At 71.3% G+C, this 13,714-nt stretch carries 15 protein-coding genes; 8 read left to right on the forward strand and 7 right to left on the reverse strand.

Annotated elements, in window-relative coordinates:
• The first annotated feature begins 87 nt into the window (after positions 1 to 87).
• Positions 88 to 537: a ribonuclease HI gene (gene rnhA / locus IE246_RS18280; protein ID WP_189992332.1), complete on the forward strand. Its 450-nt coding sequence runs from the start codon at positions 88 to 90 to the stop codon at positions 535 to 537.
• Between the two features lie 52 nt (positions 538 to 589).
• Here rnhA and IE246_RS18285 read toward each other — a convergent pair whose 3' ends face one another.
• Positions 590 to 1,072 (reverse strand): peroxiredoxin, encoded by a 483-nt coding sequence (locus tag IE246_RS18285; protein ID WP_189992334.1) that lies wholly within the window; start codon positions 1,070 to 1,072, stop codon positions 590 to 592.
• A 124-nt stretch (positions 1,073 to 1,196) separates the two neighbouring features.
• On the reverse strand, positions 1,197 to 3,359 hold the full coding sequence (locus IE246_RS18290; RefSeq protein ID WP_189992336.1) for a protein-disulfide reductase DsbD family protein: 2,163 nt from the start codon (positions 3,357 to 3,359) through the stop codon (positions 1,197 to 1,199).
• Positions 3,360 to 3,535: 176 nt separating this feature from the next.
• Here IE246_RS18290 and IE246_RS18295 point away from each other — a divergent pair, with 176 nt between their 5' ends.
• Positions 3,536 to 4,129, forward strand: coding sequence for a YqgE/AlgH family protein (locus IE246_RS18295; RefSeq protein ID WP_189992338.1), 594 nt, complete (start codon positions 3,536 to 3,538; stop codon positions 4,127 to 4,129).
• Between the two features lie 159 nt (positions 4,130 to 4,288).
• Here the strand turns inward: IE246_RS18295 and IE246_RS18300 are convergent, their stop codons facing one another.
• Positions 4,289 to 5,077, reverse strand: coding sequence for a class II aldolase/adducin family protein (locus tag IE246_RS18300; protein WP_189992340.1), 789 nt, complete (start codon positions 5,075 to 5,077; stop codon positions 4,289 to 4,291).
• A gap of 52 nt (positions 5,078 to 5,129) precedes the next feature.
• Positions 5,130 to 5,564, reverse strand: a complete 435-nt coding sequence (gene mscL, locus IE246_RS18305) for a large conductance mechanosensitive channel protein MscL (protein ID WP_189992343.1) — start codon at positions 5,562 to 5,564, stop codon at positions 5,130 to 5,132.
• 147 nt (positions 5,565 to 5,711) lie between these two features.
• Here mscL and IE246_RS18310 point away from each other — a divergent pair, with 147 nt between their 5' ends.
• Positions 5,712 to 6,464, forward strand: coding sequence for an SDR family NAD(P)-dependent oxidoreductase (locus tag IE246_RS18310; protein ID WP_189992344.1), 753 nt, complete (start codon positions 5,712 to 5,714; stop codon positions 6,462 to 6,464).
• Between the two features lie 74 nt (positions 6,465 to 6,538).
• Positions 6,539 to 6,790: a hypothetical protein gene (locus tag IE246_RS18315; protein ID WP_189992346.1), complete on the forward strand. Its 252-nt coding sequence runs from the start codon at positions 6,539 to 6,541 to the stop codon at positions 6,788 to 6,790.
• 20 nt (positions 6,791 to 6,810) lie between these two features.
• Here IE246_RS18315 and IE246_RS18320 read toward each other — a convergent pair whose 3' ends face one another.
• Together IE246_RS18320 and IE246_RS18325 are read right to left on the reverse strand one after the other, a co-directional pair.
• Positions 6,811 to 7,083: a hypothetical protein gene (locus IE246_RS18320; protein WP_189992348.1), complete on the reverse strand. Its 273-nt coding sequence runs from the start codon at positions 7,081 to 7,083 to the stop codon at positions 6,811 to 6,813.
• Between the two features lie 57 nt (positions 7,084 to 7,140).
• The gene (locus IE246_RS18325; RefSeq protein ID WP_189992350.1) at positions 7,141 to 8,325 is read right to left on the reverse strand and encodes a DNA recombination protein RmuC; all 1,185 of its coding nucleotides are present in this window, start codon (positions 8,323 to 8,325) and stop codon (positions 7,141 to 7,143) included.
• Positions 8,326 to 8,456: 131 nt separating this feature from the next.
• Between IE246_RS18325 and def the strand changes: the two genes are divergently transcribed.
• Genes def through truA form a run of 3 tightly spaced genes read left to right on the forward strand, consistent with a single transcriptional unit; the run spans position 8,457 to position 10,686 of the window.
• A complete protein-coding gene (gene def, locus IE246_RS18330; protein WP_189992352.1) occupies positions 8,457 to 8,984 on the forward strand; it encodes a peptide deformylase in 528 nt (175 codons plus the stop codon).
• Positions 8,981 to 9,928 carry a methionyl-tRNA formyltransferase gene (gene fmt, locus IE246_RS18335; protein WP_189992354.1) on the forward strand — a complete coding sequence of 316 codons (948 nt, stop codon included), beginning with the start codon at positions 8,981 to 8,983 and terminating at the stop codon, positions 9,926 to 9,928. Before def ends, fmt begins: the two co-directional genes overlap by 4 nt.
• Positions 9,929 to 9,939: 11 nt before the next feature.
• Positions 9,940 to 10,686: a tRNA pseudouridine(38-40) synthase TruA gene (gene truA, locus IE246_RS18340; RefSeq protein WP_189992356.1), complete on the forward strand. Its 747-nt coding sequence runs from the start codon at positions 9,940 to 9,942 to the stop codon at positions 10,684 to 10,686.
• A 28-nt stretch (positions 10,687 to 10,714) separates the two neighbouring features.
• Here truA and IE246_RS18345 read toward each other — a convergent pair whose 3' ends face one another.
• Entirely contained in the window at positions 10,715 to 12,160 is a 1,446-nt protein-coding gene (locus tag IE246_RS18345) for a helix-turn-helix domain-containing protein (protein WP_189992358.1), read from the reverse strand.
• Positions 12,161 to 12,398: 238 nt separating this feature from the next.
• Here IE246_RS18345 and aceA point away from each other — a divergent pair, with 238 nt between their 5' ends.
• On the forward strand, positions 12,399 to 13,697 hold the full coding sequence (gene aceA / locus IE246_RS18350; protein WP_189992360.1) for an isocitrate lyase: 1,299 nt from the start codon (positions 12,399 to 12,401) through the stop codon (positions 13,695 to 13,697).
• The last annotated feature ends 17 nt before the right edge of the window (positions 13,698 to 13,714 follow it).

A 13,714-nucleotide genomic window follows, 5' to 3' on the forward strand; every position in this document is an offset into this window, starting at 1 on the left:
TAGTCCGACGCCCCGCGACCTGCGAACGGACGACAAGCCCATGCCTGCACCCGGCCGCCAGCCGACCCCGTTCAGGACAACGGCGCGATGACCGAGCGGGTCGAGATCTTCACCGACGGGGCGTGCAGCGGCAATCCGGGGCCGGGCGGCTGGGGCGCGGTGATGCGCTGGCGCGGCACCGAGAAGGAGCTGTCGGGCGGCGAGCCGGAGACCACCAACAACCGCATGGAACTGATGGCGGCGATCTCGGCGCTGGAGGCCCTGACCCGGCCGGTGCCGGTCGACCTGACCACCGACAGCACATACGTGCGCGACGGCATCACCAAGTGGCTGAGGGCCTGGAAGGCGCGCGGCTGGAAGACCGCCGACAAGAAGCCGGTCAAGAACCAGGACCTGTGGGAGCGCCTGGACGCCGCCGCCCGGCGCCACGACGTGAAGTGGCACTGGGTCAAGGGCCATGCCGGGCACCCGGAGAACGAGCGCTGCGACGAACTGGCCCGCCAGGCGATCGCGGCGATCCGGGCGGCGGGACGCTGAATCGAAAGGGGCGCCCGAAGGCGCCCCTGCCGCAGTCGCGGTGAGCGTCGGCTCAGAGCTTGCCGAGCACGTAGTCGGCGCTCGAAACCTCGAACTGGCCCGGCTCCTCGACGAGCAGCTCCTTCACCACGCCGTCCTTGACGACCATGGCGTAGCGCTTGGAGCGGGTGCCCATGCCGTAGCCGCTGCCGTCCATCTCCAGGCCGACCGCCTTGGTGAAGTCGGCGTTGCCGTCGGCCAGCATCAGCACGCTGTCGCCGACCTTCTGGTCCTTGCCCCAGGCGTCCATGACGAAGGCGTCGTTGACCGACAGGCAGGCGATGGCGTCGACGCCCTTGGCCTTCAGGTCGGCCGCCTTCTCGACGTAGCCCGGCAGGTGCTTGGCCGAGCAGGTCGGGGTGAACGCGCCCGGCAGTGCGAACAGCACGACGGTCTTGCCGCCGAACAGCTCGTCGGTCTTGACGTCCTGGATGCCCTCCGCGGTCTTGGTCTTCACCGCGAGCGCCGGAACCTTGTCGCCAACCTTGATGGTCATCGTGTGCCTCCGTTGCCGAGGGCCGACCGGTGCCGCCCCCTGGCGGCCGGCGACCTCCTCGAAACTCCCGCTGCTTACATAGACCGTCGGGCGGGCCAATCCAACAGGGCCGATCCAACAGGCGTCAATCCAGCCTCGCGGTCGCCGGGCCCGCACCGGCCTGTCGCAGGGCCGCCAGCACCGCTTCCTCGGTCAGCAGCTCGGGCAGGGCGATGCCGCGGGGCGCGGCCGGCCCGTACACCGCGTTGAACGGGATGCCGTAGCGCCCGAAGCTCGCCAGATACTCGGTGATCGCCGGGTTCGGGCTGGTCCAGTCGGCGCGCATGGCCAGCACGCTGCCGTCGGCCAGGCGCGCGGCGACCGGCCCGCGGTCCAGCACCGCCGCCTTGTTGACCTTGCAGGTCAGGCACCAGTCGGCGGTCACGTCGACCAGCACCACGCGGCCGTCGGCGACCAGCCGGTCGACCTCGGCGCGGTCGAACGGCCGCCAGGCGACGGCGGCGGCGTCCCCGGCGCCGGCCGTGACGGTCTCGCGGTCCGGCACCGGCCGGTCGGCGACGCCGGCGACCGCCACCGCGACGATCGCCGCCAGCGCGCCCAGCGGCAACGCCAGCCCGCGCCGATGCACCACGGCCATGGCGGCGAGCACGGCCGCGAACACCCCGGCGATCGCCAATGCCGGCACCGCCCCGGTCTGCGCCGCCAGCACCGTCAGCAGCCAGATCGCGGTCGCCGCCAGGGCCAGCGACAGCACCCGCTTGAGCACCGTCATCCAGCGCCCCGGGCGCGGCAGCATCCGCGCCAGGTCGGGCACCGCCGCCACCGCCAGGTAGGGCAGGGCGAGGCCGAGGCCCATGGCGGCGAACACCGAGACGATCTCGGCCGGGCCGCCGGCCAGCGCGAACCCGATCGCGGTCCCCAGGAACGGCGCCGAGCACGGGGTCGCCAGCAGGGTCGCGAACGCCCCGGTCAGGAAGTGACCGGTCAGCGAGGTCTCGTGGTGGTGCCGGTTGCGGGTCGGGTCCTCGGCCGGCATCCGCGCCGCCAGATCGGCGAAGCTGCGCGGCAGCGGCACCTCGAACAGCCCCCACAGATTGGCCGCGAACAGCACCACCAGGGTCGCCATCGCCGCCAGGAACACCGGTTGCTGGAACTGGATGCCCCAGCCGATCGCCACGCCGGCCGACTTCAGGGCCACCGCCCCCGCGGCCAGCACCAGGAACGACGCCAGGATGCCGGCGGCCGAGGCCAGGAACCCGCGCCGCACCGCGCCGCGCCCGGCGCCGCCGTAGCCGACCGCCGCCAGCAGCTTGAGCGACAGCACCGGCAGCACGCAGGGCATCAGGTTCAGGATCAGCCCGCCCAGCACGGCGGCGCCCAGCATGGCCAGCCAGGTCGCCGGGCTCCGCGCCGGTCCAGCCGGCGACCCGGCGCCGACCACGACCGGGCGCTCGGCGAACCGCTCGCCGTCGACCAGGGTCAGGGTGAGCGAGGCGCCGGACAGCCGGGCGTCGCCGCCGGCCCCGACCGGAACCCGCAGCTCTGCGGTTCGGCGGTCGGCTCCGAACGTCGCCTCGGGCTTGCCGAAGGTCAGCCCGGCCGGGCCTTCCGGGAACACGTCGGGGGCCTGCAGCGGCACGTCCGACGCCAGCTCCAGCACCAGGGTCGGGCTCGCCGGGTCGCCGGTCGCCCGGGCCGACCGGACGTCGAGGCCGAGCCCCGGCAGGTCGGCCGGCACCCGGGCCGACCAGCGGTCCAGCATCTGGGTGAACGGGGTCGGCTTCGCCGGCGCCGCCGGCAGGTCGAGCGCCAGGGTGGCATCGAGCGGCACGCAGATCTCGCTGCATACCAGGGCGTTGACCGCGGCCCGCAGCACCAGCGGCTTGCCCGGCTCCGCCGGCCGGGCCTCGATCGGGTACACCACGTGGCCGGAATAGCCGTACTGCTCGATCCCGAAGGCCGAGAACCGGTGCGGCACCGGGAACAGCATCGCCGTCTGCCCGAGGTTGTCCGAGCCGGTCCAGTCGACCTGCGGCGGGTAGCCGACGTCGCCGGCCGAGCGCCAGTAGACCTTCCAGCCGTCGGACAGGCGGAACTCCAGGCCCAACAGGACGGACTCGCGGCCGGCGGTTCCGGCGACCGCCGACACCAGGCGTATGTCCGCGGTCTCGGTCCGGACCCAGTCGGTGCCGCCCTCGCCGGCGCGTCCGGCGGCCGGCCCCGCGACCAAGGCGACGAACAGCAGCAACGCGATCCCGAGTGCCCGCTTCGATGCGAAAAAAGCCATAATCATCGGCCAGGTTTGAAACTTGCTCGCCGACCAATATAGTAACGGGGGACGGGAATGTTGGTCACGAAGACGGGATGGCGGGGCGCTCGGCCCCGGCAAATCGTCGCGGCCCACCGGTTCCGGACGCCAGGATCCCGGAGGGCTGCAGGGGCATTCTCCGAGGAGGACCGGGCATGACGATGGACGACGTTTCCAGCGATTCCGGCGACGGCTATCTCGCCGGCCAGATCCTGATCGCCATGCCGAGCATGAGCGACCCCCGTTTCGCGCGCACCGTGATCTACGTCTGCGCCCACAACGCCGACGGGGCGATGGGGCTGGTCCTGAACCGGCTGATCAGCTCGATCACCTTCAAGGACCTGCTGGAGGAGCTGAAGGTCGAGGACCTGCCGTCCGGCGAGGCCGCGTCGCCGGCGATCCATTTCGGCGGCCCGGTCGAGACCGGCCGCGGCTTCGTGCTGCACTCCGCGGACTATGTCGGCCCGGACTCGATGCCGCTGGCCGGCGCGTTCGCGCTGACCGCGACCGTCGACATCCTCAAGGCGATCGCCGTCGGCGAGGGACCGCAGCAGCACCTGCTGGCGCTCGGTTACGCCGGCTGGGGGCCGGGCCAGCTCGACGGCGAACTGCAGGAGAACGCCTGGCTGTCGGTCGAGGCCGATCCCGAGCTGGTGTTCGACGGCGGGGCCGAGGACAAGTGGGAGCGTGCGCTGGCCAAGCTCGGCATCAGCGCCTCGCTGCTGTCCAGCGATGCCGGGCACGCGTAAAGGGCGGTTCCGTAGTCGGAAGCGAAGCCTAGGTCCCGGCTCTCCGCTTCGCTGCGGCCGGAGGGCGAAGGCAGGGACACCCCCGGTCCTCATCCCGGCCGCAGCGGCGATGCCGCGAAGAGCCGGGACCCACGGAATGACGGGCGCCGCCTCCCCTCCTCAGCTCGCGAAGCCGGGGTCCTGCTTTTCCATCAGGCGGACCAGGGCCGGCCACTCGATGGCGTCGACCGTGCCGTTGCCGGCGGTGCCCTCCTCCCACTGCCGGGCGGTGTGCTCGGCGACTTTCTCCGACGGTATCGACATCGCCGCGCCGGTCGCCATCACGTCGAGCTGCAACCGGCAGGCACGCTCCAGGTAGTACATCCGGCGGAACGCCTCGGCGACCGAGCGGCCGCACGTCAGCAGGCCGTGGTTGCGCAGGATCATGACGTTCATGGCGCCGAGGTCGGTGATCAGCCGCTCACGCTCCGAGACGTCGGTCGCGATGCCCTCCAGTTCGTGATAGGCGACCCGCCTGTGGAACTGCATGGACTGCTGGTCGAGCGGCACCAGCCCGTCCTTCAGCGCCGCCACCGCGCAGCCGGCCCGGCTGTGGGTGTGGATGATGCACGTGACCTCGTGGCGGGCGTGGTGGATCGCCGAGTGGATGACGTAGCCGGGGCCGTTGACCGGGTACTCGTCTTCGTCCAGCGACCTGCCTTCGATGTCGACGCGCAGCAGGTTGGAGGCGGTGATCTCCGTGTAGTGGCGGCCGAAGCCGTTGATCAGAAAGACCTCCTTGCCGTCGACCTTATAGGGCAGGCGCGCCGTGATGTGGTTGTAGACCAGGTCGGTCATGCCGAAGTGGTCGATCAGCCGGTAGCAGGCGGCGAGCTCGACCCGGAGCTTCCACTCCTCTTCGCTGTACCTGGTCGGGCGGCGGGCGCCGGCGAGCGCGGTCGCGGACATCGAATTCCTCCCTCGTTCGGCTTGCCCGACCGTACCACCGGGAGGAGCCGGCTCAACCTCCGGAACGGTCCTTCAGCAGGTCGCGGATCTCCTCCAGCAGCACCTCCTGGCGCGGCGGGGCGGCCGGCGCCTTGGGGGCCGGGGCCTCCTCGAACCGCCGGCGCAGCGCGTTCATCTGCCGCACCACGAAGAACAGCGCCCAGGCGACGATCGCGAAGTTGATCAGGGCGTTGACGAACTTGCCGTAGGCCAGCACCGGGATACCGGCGTCCTTGGCGGCGGACAGCGAGGCCGGCGCCTCGCCCGACTTCAGCACCAGGAAGTAGTTTGAGAAGTCGATCCCGCCCATCAGCACGCCGATCGGCGGCATGATCACGTCGTTCACCAGCGACTGCACGATGCCGGTGAAGGCGGCGCCGATGATGATGCCGACCGCGAGGTCGACCACGTTGCCCTTGAGGGCGAATTCCCGGAACTCCTTGAGCATGCCGTCCTCGCGTCGGTGTTGAGCGCACGCGTCATTAGATCGCGGATTCGCACGACTGCACAGCCGTCAGCGGGGTCGACCCCGCGGCCGCGTCGGCGCATCGTGGCCGGCGCATCGGGATTGGCGACGAACCGGAGGAGGCGAGGCATGGCGGGCGCGCTGGCGGGCAAGGTCGCCCTGGTGACCGGGGCCGGCAAGAACATCGGGCGGACGATCGCGGCGACGCTGGCGCGCGACGGCGCCACTGTCGTGGTGAACGGGCGCAGCGACCGGGCGGCGGTCGACGCGGTGGTGGCCGAGATCGAGGCGGTCGGCGGGAAGGCCGTCGGCTGGATGGCCGACGTCTCCGAGGAGCCGGCGGTCGCCCGGATGATGGAGGGCGTGGCCGCCGAGCTCGGCGGCATCGACATCCTGGTCTCGAACGCCGGCTTGCGGCGCCAGACCCCGTTCCTGGAGATGGGTTACGCCGAGTGGCGGGAGATCCTGTCGGTGGCGCTCGACGGCGCCTTCCTGATGGCACGGGCGGTGGCCCCCAGCATGGTGGCGCGCGGCGGCGGGGCGATCGTCGCGCTGTCCGGCGTGTCGACCCATGTCGGCACCCCGAACCGCTGCCACGTCTCGGCCTCCAAGGCCGGGCTCGAAGGGCTGATGCGGGCGCTGGCGGTCGAGCTGGCACCGCACGGGATCCGCTGCAACTGCGTGGCGCCGGGGGCGGTCGACACCCAGCGCGGCGCCTCGGCCGGCGCCCTGCCGCCGAGCCTGACCGGCAGTGCGATCCCGCTCGGCCGCAAGGCCTCGGTCGACGACATCGCCGGCGCCGTCCGCTACCTGGTCGGCCCCGAGGGCGCCTACGTCACCGGCCAGACCCTGCACGTCAACGGCGGGACGTTCCTGACCTGAGCAGGTGGAAGTCGGAAACCCGGCTTGAGCCGTCCATAGGGTGGGCTTACCGTTCACCCATGGAAGACACGCCGATGGTCGATCCCAGCCACGAGTTGATGCTCGAACAGCTTCGCCAGATTCGAGCGACGCTGGCTGTGCACAGTCAGAAGTTCGACGAGGTGCTGTTCCGTCTGTCCAGCCTGGAGATCGGCTTTGCCGGCATGCGCCGGGAGCAGGCCGGCGATGCCGAGACCGTGGCGCATCTGCAGGCCCGGGTCGACCGCATGGAAGGCCAGATCGACCGGATCAACCAGCGGCTCGAGCTGACCGACAGCCCGGCCTGAGAGGTCTGCCGTTGCCGGGGTCAGTCGCGCCGGCTGCGCGGCGGCGCCAGCAGCGCCAGCCAGGGCGTCCACGCCGCCTGCGCCATCCGCATCCAGAACAGGGCGGGGTTGGCCATCTCGAACAGCCGTGCGGATGTTTCGATCGGCGGCACCGTGGTCAGCGTGACCTGCACCTGCTCGGCATCGCCGTCCCAGGCCCGCCGGTGCAGCACGTCGACGTCCAGGTTCGGCAGGCGGGCGTTGATCCGGGTCTCGTCCCACTCGGGTGGCTTGTGGCTGTCCGCGCTCGGCATTCTGGGCTCCGTGGTCGCCTGGGCCGGATGCTAGCACGCCGGTCTCGGGACGACGGACTACTCGCTGCCGACCAGCCGGGGCCGGTCCGGTGCCGCGCTCACCCGCTCGGGCTCCTCGACCTCGACCTCGCGGATGCGCTCGGCGCGCTTGTCGATCTTCTCGGTCGAGATCCGGATCTGCCGCATGTCCTCGTCGGCCTGCCGGAAGTGGTTCTGCAGCTTGCCGACCCGGTCGTCGAGCCGGCGCACGTCGTCCAGCAGCCGGCCGACCTCGGCCTGCAGCAGCCCGGCCTGCTCGCTGATCCTGGCGTCCTTCAGCACCGCCCGGACGGTGTTCAGGGTCGCCATCAGGGTGGTCGGCGACACGATCCAGACCCGGCGGCGGAACGCGTCCTGCACGACCGCGGCCAAGTTGGCGTGCAGCTCGGCGTAGACCGCCTCCGACGGCAGGAACATCAGCGCCGAATCGGCGGTCTCGCCCGGCACGATGTAGCGCTCGGCGATGTCCTTGACGTGCTTGCCGATCGCCTGGGCCAGCAGCCGGCGGGCCGCATCGCGCTCGGCGTCGGTGCCGGCCTCGCGCAGCGCCTGGTACGGCTCCAGCGGGAACTTGGCGTCGATCGCGATGGCGCCCGGCGGGTTCGGCAGGGTCAGCAGGCAGTCGACCCGGCGGCCGGAGGTGAGGGTCGCCTGGAAGGCGTAGGCGCTGGGCGGCAGCGCCTGCATCACCAGGTCGTTGAGCTGGATCTCGCCGAACGCGCCGCGAGCCTGCTTGTTGGCCAGGATGTCCTGTAGCCCGACCACCTGGGTCGACAATGCGGTGATGTTCTGCTGGGCGGAGTCGATCACCGCCAGCCGCTCCTTCAGGTCGGTGATCGTCGTCTGCGTCGTCTGGCTCGACTTCTCCAGGCTGTCGCCGACCCGCTTGGTCACGTCGGCCAGCCGCTCCTCGAGCTTCCTGGCCAGTTCGCGTTCCTGGGCCTGCAGCTGCTCGGCCATGCGGGCCTGCGCGGCGGCCTGGCTCTCGGCGATCTGGGCCATCCGGCCGGCCAGCTCGGCCTGGCTGCGGGCCAGGCGCTCGGCGGTGTCGGCCTGGCGCCGGTCGGCCTCGGCGAGCGCGTCCTCGACGCCGGAGCTGCCGGTCCACAGCCGCCAGGCGATCAGCAACAGCGCGGCGAGCACGCAGGCGCCGACGATCAGCAGCAGCAGTTCGGGCGGCAGGGGCAGGTCGAGGTCGGCCATGGCGGCACCCTAGCACGTTCGCTCGGCCGGCCGGCGCCCGGCCGCCAGGGCGCGGAATTCTTGACGTTTCCGGCCGGTTCGCCTACCTGAAGGGGCTTCCGAGCCGAACGAATCGCCCGCAACGAGCCGCAATGTCCATCCTGCCGATTGTCTGGGCGCCCGACCCGGTCCTGAAAACCAAGTGCAAGCCGGTCGAGACCATCGACGACGACGTCCGGCGGCTGGTCGACGACATGTTTTCGACCATGTACCACGCCCCCGGCGTCGGGCTGGCGGCGCCGCAGGTCGGCGTGACCAGGCGGATCATCGTGGTCGATGTCGCCGGCAAGGACGAGAAGCCGCAGCCGATCGCCCTGATCAATCCGGAGATCGTCTGGCAGTCCGAGGAGACCCAGGTGTACGAGGAGGGCTGCCTGTCGCTGCCCGAGATGTACGCCGACGTCGAGCGCCCGGCGAAGGTCAGGGTCCGGTACTTGGACCGCGACGGGGCGAAGCAGGAGATCGAGGGCGAGGGCTTGCTGGCGGTCTGCCTGCAGCACGAGATCGACCACATCGACGGCGTGCTTTTCGTCGACCACATCTCGGCGCTGAAGCGCAACATGATCATGAAGAAGATGGTCAAGGCGAAGAAGCTGCGCTCGCGCGAGAACGCGGCGTGACCGAGGCTCCGGGCCAGCGTCTCCGTCTCGCCTTCCTCGGCAGTCCCGACTTCGCGGTCCCGGTCCTGCGGGCGCTGATCGACGCCGGCCACGACGTGGTCTGCGTGTACGCCCAGCCGCCGCGCCCGGCCGGCCGCGGGAAGAAGGAGCGGCCGACCGCCGTGCACGCCGCCGCCGAGGCGGCTGGGATCGAGGTCCGCACGCCGCGCACCCTGCGCGATCCCGACGCCCAGGCGGCGTTCGCGGCGCTGAACCTGGACGCCGCGGTGGTGGTCGCCTACGGGCTGATCCTGCCGCAGCCGATTCTCGACGCGCCGCGCCTCGGCTGCGTCAACGTGCATGCCTCGCTGCTGCCGCGCTGGCGCGGCGCCGCCCCGATCCAGCGGGCGATCGAGGCCGGCGACGCCGAGACCGGGGTGACCATCATGCAGATGGATGCCGGCCTCGACACCGGGCCGATGCTGCTGCGCAAGGCCGTGCCGATCGGGCCGGAGACCACGGCGGCGGACCTGCACGACGCGCTGTCGGCGCTCGGCGCCGAGCTGATCGTGCCGGCGCTGGCCGGGCTGGCCGCCGGCACCCTGACGGCCGAGCCGCAGCCGGCGGACGGCGTGACCTACGCGAAGAAGCTGGAGCGCGACGAGGGCCGGCTGGACTTCGCCAGGCCGGCCGGCGAGCTGGAGCGGCTGGTCCGGGCGTTCGACCCGTGGCCGGGCGCGTATTTCGACCTCGGGGCCGAGCGCATCAAGGTGCTGTCGGCCCGGGTCCTGAAGATCGGCCGGCTGGCCAACGAGCCCGGCACCGTGCTCGACCACGAGCTGACCATCGCCTGCGGCGAGGACGCGTTGCGGCCGGTCCGGGTGCAGCGTGCCGGCAAGGGGCCGATGGACACGGACGCCTTCCTGCGCGGCTTCGCGGTGGCGCCCGGCACCATCGTCGGCTGAGGGACACCGCCATGCCGCGGTTTCGACTCACCATCGAGTACGACGGCGCCCCGTTCGTCGGCTGGCAGCGCCAGGATAACGGCCCGAGCGTGCAGGCCTCCCTCGAGGACGCGGTGCTCGCGTTCTCCGGCGAGCGGGTCGAGGTGGTCGGGGCCGGGCGCACCGACACCGGGGTGCACGCCGAGGCCCAGGTCGCCCACCTCGACCTCGCGTCCGAGCGGTTCGAGGCCCGCACCGTGATGAACGCGGTCAACGCCCACCTGCGGCCGCTGCCGGTCGCGGTGCTGGCGGCCGAGGCGGTCGGCGAGGACTTCCACGCCCGGTTCTCGGCGGTCTGGCGGGCCTATCGCTACGTCATCGTCAACCGCCGCGCACCGCTGGCGCTGGATCTCGGCCGGGCCTGGCACGTGATGGCGCCGCTCGACGTCGCGGCCATGCAGGCCGGGGCCGACCGGCTGCTCGGCCACCACGACTTCACCAGCTTCCGCGCCGTGCAGTGCCAGGCCAAGTCGCCGCTGAAGACCCTGGACCTGGTGCGGGTGTCGCGCCACGGCGAGCGGGTCGTGGTCGAGGCGAAAGCGCGGTCGTTCCTGCACCACCAGGTGCGCAACATCGTCGGCACCCTGAAGCTGGTCGGCGAGGGCAAGTGGCGGCCGGACGACGTGACCCGGGCGCTCGAGGCTCGCGACCGCACCGCCGCCGGCCCGACCGCACCGGCCGACGGCCTGACCCTGGTGGCGGTCGGCTACCCGGACTGACGGCCGTACTGGCGGCCGGCCCGCGACCCTACCGCACGAAATCGAACGGCTGGGCGCGGCGCAGCGCCTGGTCGACCCGGATCCGGTGGTTGACCGGCGGGTGGGCGCGTTGGGTGCAGTCCAGCCGCTCGCAGACCCGGCAACTGACGCCGGCCGGGGTGAACACCTCCGGCTTCTTCGGGTCGATGCCGTCGCCGTACACGAGGTGGCGGGCGTCCTTCAGCTCGCAACCGAGCGCGATCGAGTAGCGCGGCTGCAGCCGGTCGCGGCCGCCGCCGATCGGGTCGAGGGTGCGGGCCAGGATCAGGAAGGTGGTGTCGTCCGGCAGCCGCGCCACCTGCGTGAGCAGCTGGCCCGGGCTGCGGAACACGTCGTGCACCACCAGCCGCGGGCAGGTGCCGCCGAACCGGGCGAACTGGAAGCCGCCGCCGGACAGCCGCTTGGAGATGTTGCCGGCGTTGTCGACCCGCAGGAAGAAGAACGGCACGCCGCGGGCGCCCGAGCGCTGCATGGTGGTCAGCCGGTGGCAGACCTGCTCGACGCTGGCGCCGAACCGCCGGCGCAGCAGCTCGATGTCGTAGCGCAGGTCCCTGGCGGCCTGCAGGAACGGCGCGTACGGCATCATCACCGCGCCGGCGAAGTAGTTGGCGAGCGTCATGCGGAACAGGCCGCGGGCCTCGTCGTTCGGCAGCTCGACCCGCTCGACGATGCGGTCCAGCCGCTCGCGGTGACCGATCAGCGCCAGCTGCACCGCCAGGTGGAAGATCCGGGCCGACGGCAGCAGGGTCTCGGAGATCAGGATGCGGCGGCGGTGATAGTCCCAGCGCCGCAGCGTGTCGGCCATCACCTCGACCGGCATCACCCGGACGTCGATGCCGTGGGCCGCCCTGACGTGGGCGCGCAGGCCGGCGAACAGGGCGTCGCGGTCGAGCCCGGCCTCGTCCCACAGCTCCTCGGCGGCGCGCTCCAGGTCGTCGAAGTGGTTCGACGCCGCCTCCAGCACGTCGCGCACCGCCTCGACCGGGCTGTCGGGCGGCAGCGGCCCGTCGCCGGTGCCGTCGCCGCCGGCCTCGTGCGCCAGCACCTGGGCGCTCTCCCAGATCCGGCGGTAGGCCCGGTACAGGGTCAGCACGCCCTGGGCGGCGGCCGGCGCGGCCGCCACCAGCTCGCGCAGCTCGCGGTCGGACACGCCCTGGCCCTCGAACAGCGGATCGCCGAACACTTCCGACAGGCCGGCGGCCAGCCGCTGGTCGTCGTCCTCGGCGAACTCCTTGAGGTCGATCTCGAAGGCGTTGCCGAGCTTGAACAGCAGCGGGACGGTGACCGGGCGCTGGTTGTGCTCGATCAGATTCAGGTAGCTCGGCGAGATGCCGATCTGTGCCGCCATCTCGGTCTGGCTGAGGCCCTGGTCCAGCCGGAACCGGCGGATCTTGTGGCCGAGCATGGCCTTGCGGTCCAAGCGTTCGTTCGCCATGCGCCGGACGATCCTCTCTCGCTCGCGCCCGCGAACAGTCTAGCGAGTCGCGGTTGCGAACGCGAAGAAAATTACAAAATTTACAAATTACAGACTGTTATTTTCACGAAAGCGACACTGTTACTCGTTTTCATACAATGGGTTATGGCCAATCCCGGAGGACGGTGAATATATGGCGGTCATGTTGCGGCGCGATATGGAGAAGCGTCGCCGAACCGACCCCGAGGAGGACCACCCGATGACCCAGGAGTTCGAAGACCGCGCGCGAACCAAGCCGGGCCGCTTTGCCGATGTCCGCCGCGACTACACCATGGAGGATGTCCGGCGGCTGTCCGGCTCGCTCCGCATCGAGCACACGCTGGCCCGCCGCGGCGCCGAGCGGCTCTGGGAACTCCTGACCACCGAGCCCTACGTCAACACCCTGGGCGCGCTGACCGGCAACCAGGCCATGCAGCAGGTGCGGGCCGGCCTGAAGGCGATCTACCTGTCGGGCTGGCAGGTCGCGGCCGACGCCAACGTCGCAGGCGCCATGTACCCGGACCAGAGCCTGTACCCGGCCAATTCCGGCCCGGAGCTGGTGCGCCGCATCAACAACACCCTGATGCGCGCCGACCAGATCCAGACCATGGAGGGGAAGGGCGACACCGACTGGTTCGCCCCGATCGTGGCCGACTGCGAGGCCGGTTTCGGCGGCGCCCTGAACGCCTTCGAGCTCGCCAAGGCCTACATCGAGGCCGGTGCCGCCGGCATCCACTACGAGGACCAGCTGGCGTCCGAGAAGAAGTGCGGCCACATGGGCGGCAAGGTGCTGATCCCGGTGCAGCAGCACATCACCAACCTGAACGCCGCGCGCCTGGCGGCCGACGTCATGGGCGTGCCGACCCTGGTGATCGCCCGCACCGACGCCGAGAGCGCCAAGCTGATCACCACCGACGTCGACGAGCGCGACCGGCCGTTCCTGACCGGCGAGCGCACCGCCGAGGGCTTCTACCGCCTGAAGGACGGCACCAGCTTCGAGCGCTGCGTCGCCCGCGGCCTGGCCTACGCGCCGTACTCCGACCTGCTGTGGATGGAGACCTCGACCCCGAACCTGGAGCAGGCCAGGCGCTTCGCCGAGGCGATCCGCAAGGAGTTCCCGAACCAGATGCTGGCGTACAACTGCTCGCCGTCGTTCAACTGGTCCGCCAACCTGGACAAGGACGACATCGCCCGGTTCCAGCGCGAGATCGGCGCCATGGGCTACAAGTTCCAGTTCGTCACCCTGGCCGGCTTCCACAGCCTGAACCACGGCATGTTCGAGCTGGCCCGCGGCTACAAGGACCGCGGCATGGCCGCCTATTCGGAGCTGCAGAACGCCGAGTTCGCGTCCGAGGCCGACGGCTACACCGCCACGCGCCACCAGCGCGAGGTCGGCACCGGCTACTTCGACGCGGTGTCGGTGGCGGTCAAGGGTGGTGCGTCGTCGACCACCGCCCTGCACGAATCCACCGAAGAGGCGCAGTTCCAGCCGGCGGCCCTGCACGCCGCGGCTGAGTGACACGGCCCCCCAAGAGA

The sequence above is a fragment of the Thalassobaculum fulvum genome (assembly GCF_014652915.1).
Lineage (GTDB): Bacteria > Pseudomonadota > Alphaproteobacteria > Thalassobaculales > Thalassobaculaceae > Thalassobaculum_A > Thalassobaculum_A fulvum.

What these genes read in the sequence shown, in the direction of transcription:
- IE246_RS18320 (WP_189992348.1), bottom strand. Translation starts at nt 7,083, where the DNA reads ATGCCGAGCGCGGACAGCCACAAGCCACCCGAGTGGGACGAGACCCGG.
- aceA (WP_189992360.1), top strand. Translation starts at nt 12,399, where the DNA reads ATGACCCAGGAGTTCGAAGACCGCGCGCGAACCAAGCCGGGCCGCTTT.
- IE246_RS18300 (WP_189992340.1), bottom strand. Translation starts at nt 5,077, where the DNA reads ATGTCCGCGACCGCGCTCGCCGGCGCCCGCCGCCCGACCAGGTACAGC.
- IE246_RS18295 (WP_189992338.1), top strand. Translation starts at nt 3,536, where the DNA reads ATGACGATGGACGACGTTTCCAGCGATTCCGGCGACGGCTATCTCGCC.
- truA (WP_189992356.1), top strand. Translation starts at nt 9,940, where the DNA reads ATGCCGCGGTTTCGACTCACCATCGAGTACGACGGCGCCCCGTTCGTC.
- IE246_RS18315 (WP_189992346.1), top strand. Translation starts at nt 6,539, where the DNA reads ATGGTCGATCCCAGCCACGAGTTGATGCTCGAACAGCTTCGCCAGATT.
- IE246_RS18285 (WP_189992334.1), bottom strand. Translation starts at nt 1,072, where the DNA reads ATGACCATCAAGGTTGGCGACAAGGTTCCGGCGCTCGCGGTGAAGACC.
- def (WP_189992352.1), top strand. Translation starts at nt 8,457, where the DNA reads ATGTCCATCCTGCCGATTGTCTGGGCGCCCGACCCGGTCCTGAAAACC.
- mscL (WP_189992343.1), bottom strand. Translation starts at nt 5,564, where the DNA reads ATGCTCAAGGAGTTCCGGGAATTCGCCCTCAAGGGCAACGTGGTCGAC.
- IE246_RS18345 (WP_189992358.1), bottom strand. Translation starts at nt 12,160, where the DNA reads ATGGCGAACGAACGCTTGGACCGCAAGGCCATGCTCGGCCACAAGATC.
- IE246_RS18325 (WP_189992350.1), bottom strand. Translation starts at nt 8,325, where the DNA reads ATGGCCGACCTCGACCTGCCCCTGCCGCCCGAACTGCTGCTGCTGATC.
- IE246_RS18310 (WP_189992344.1), top strand. Translation starts at nt 5,712, where the DNA reads ATGGCGGGCGCGCTGGCGGGCAAGGTCGCCCTGGTGACCGGGGCCGGC.
- IE246_RS18290 (WP_189992336.1), bottom strand. Translation starts at nt 3,359, where the DNA reads ATGGCTTTTTTCGCATCGAAGCGGGCACTCGGGATCGCGTTGCTGCTG.
- rnhA (WP_189992332.1), top strand. Translation starts at nt 88, where the DNA reads ATGACCGAGCGGGTCGAGATCTTCACCGACGGGGCGTGCAGCGGCAAT.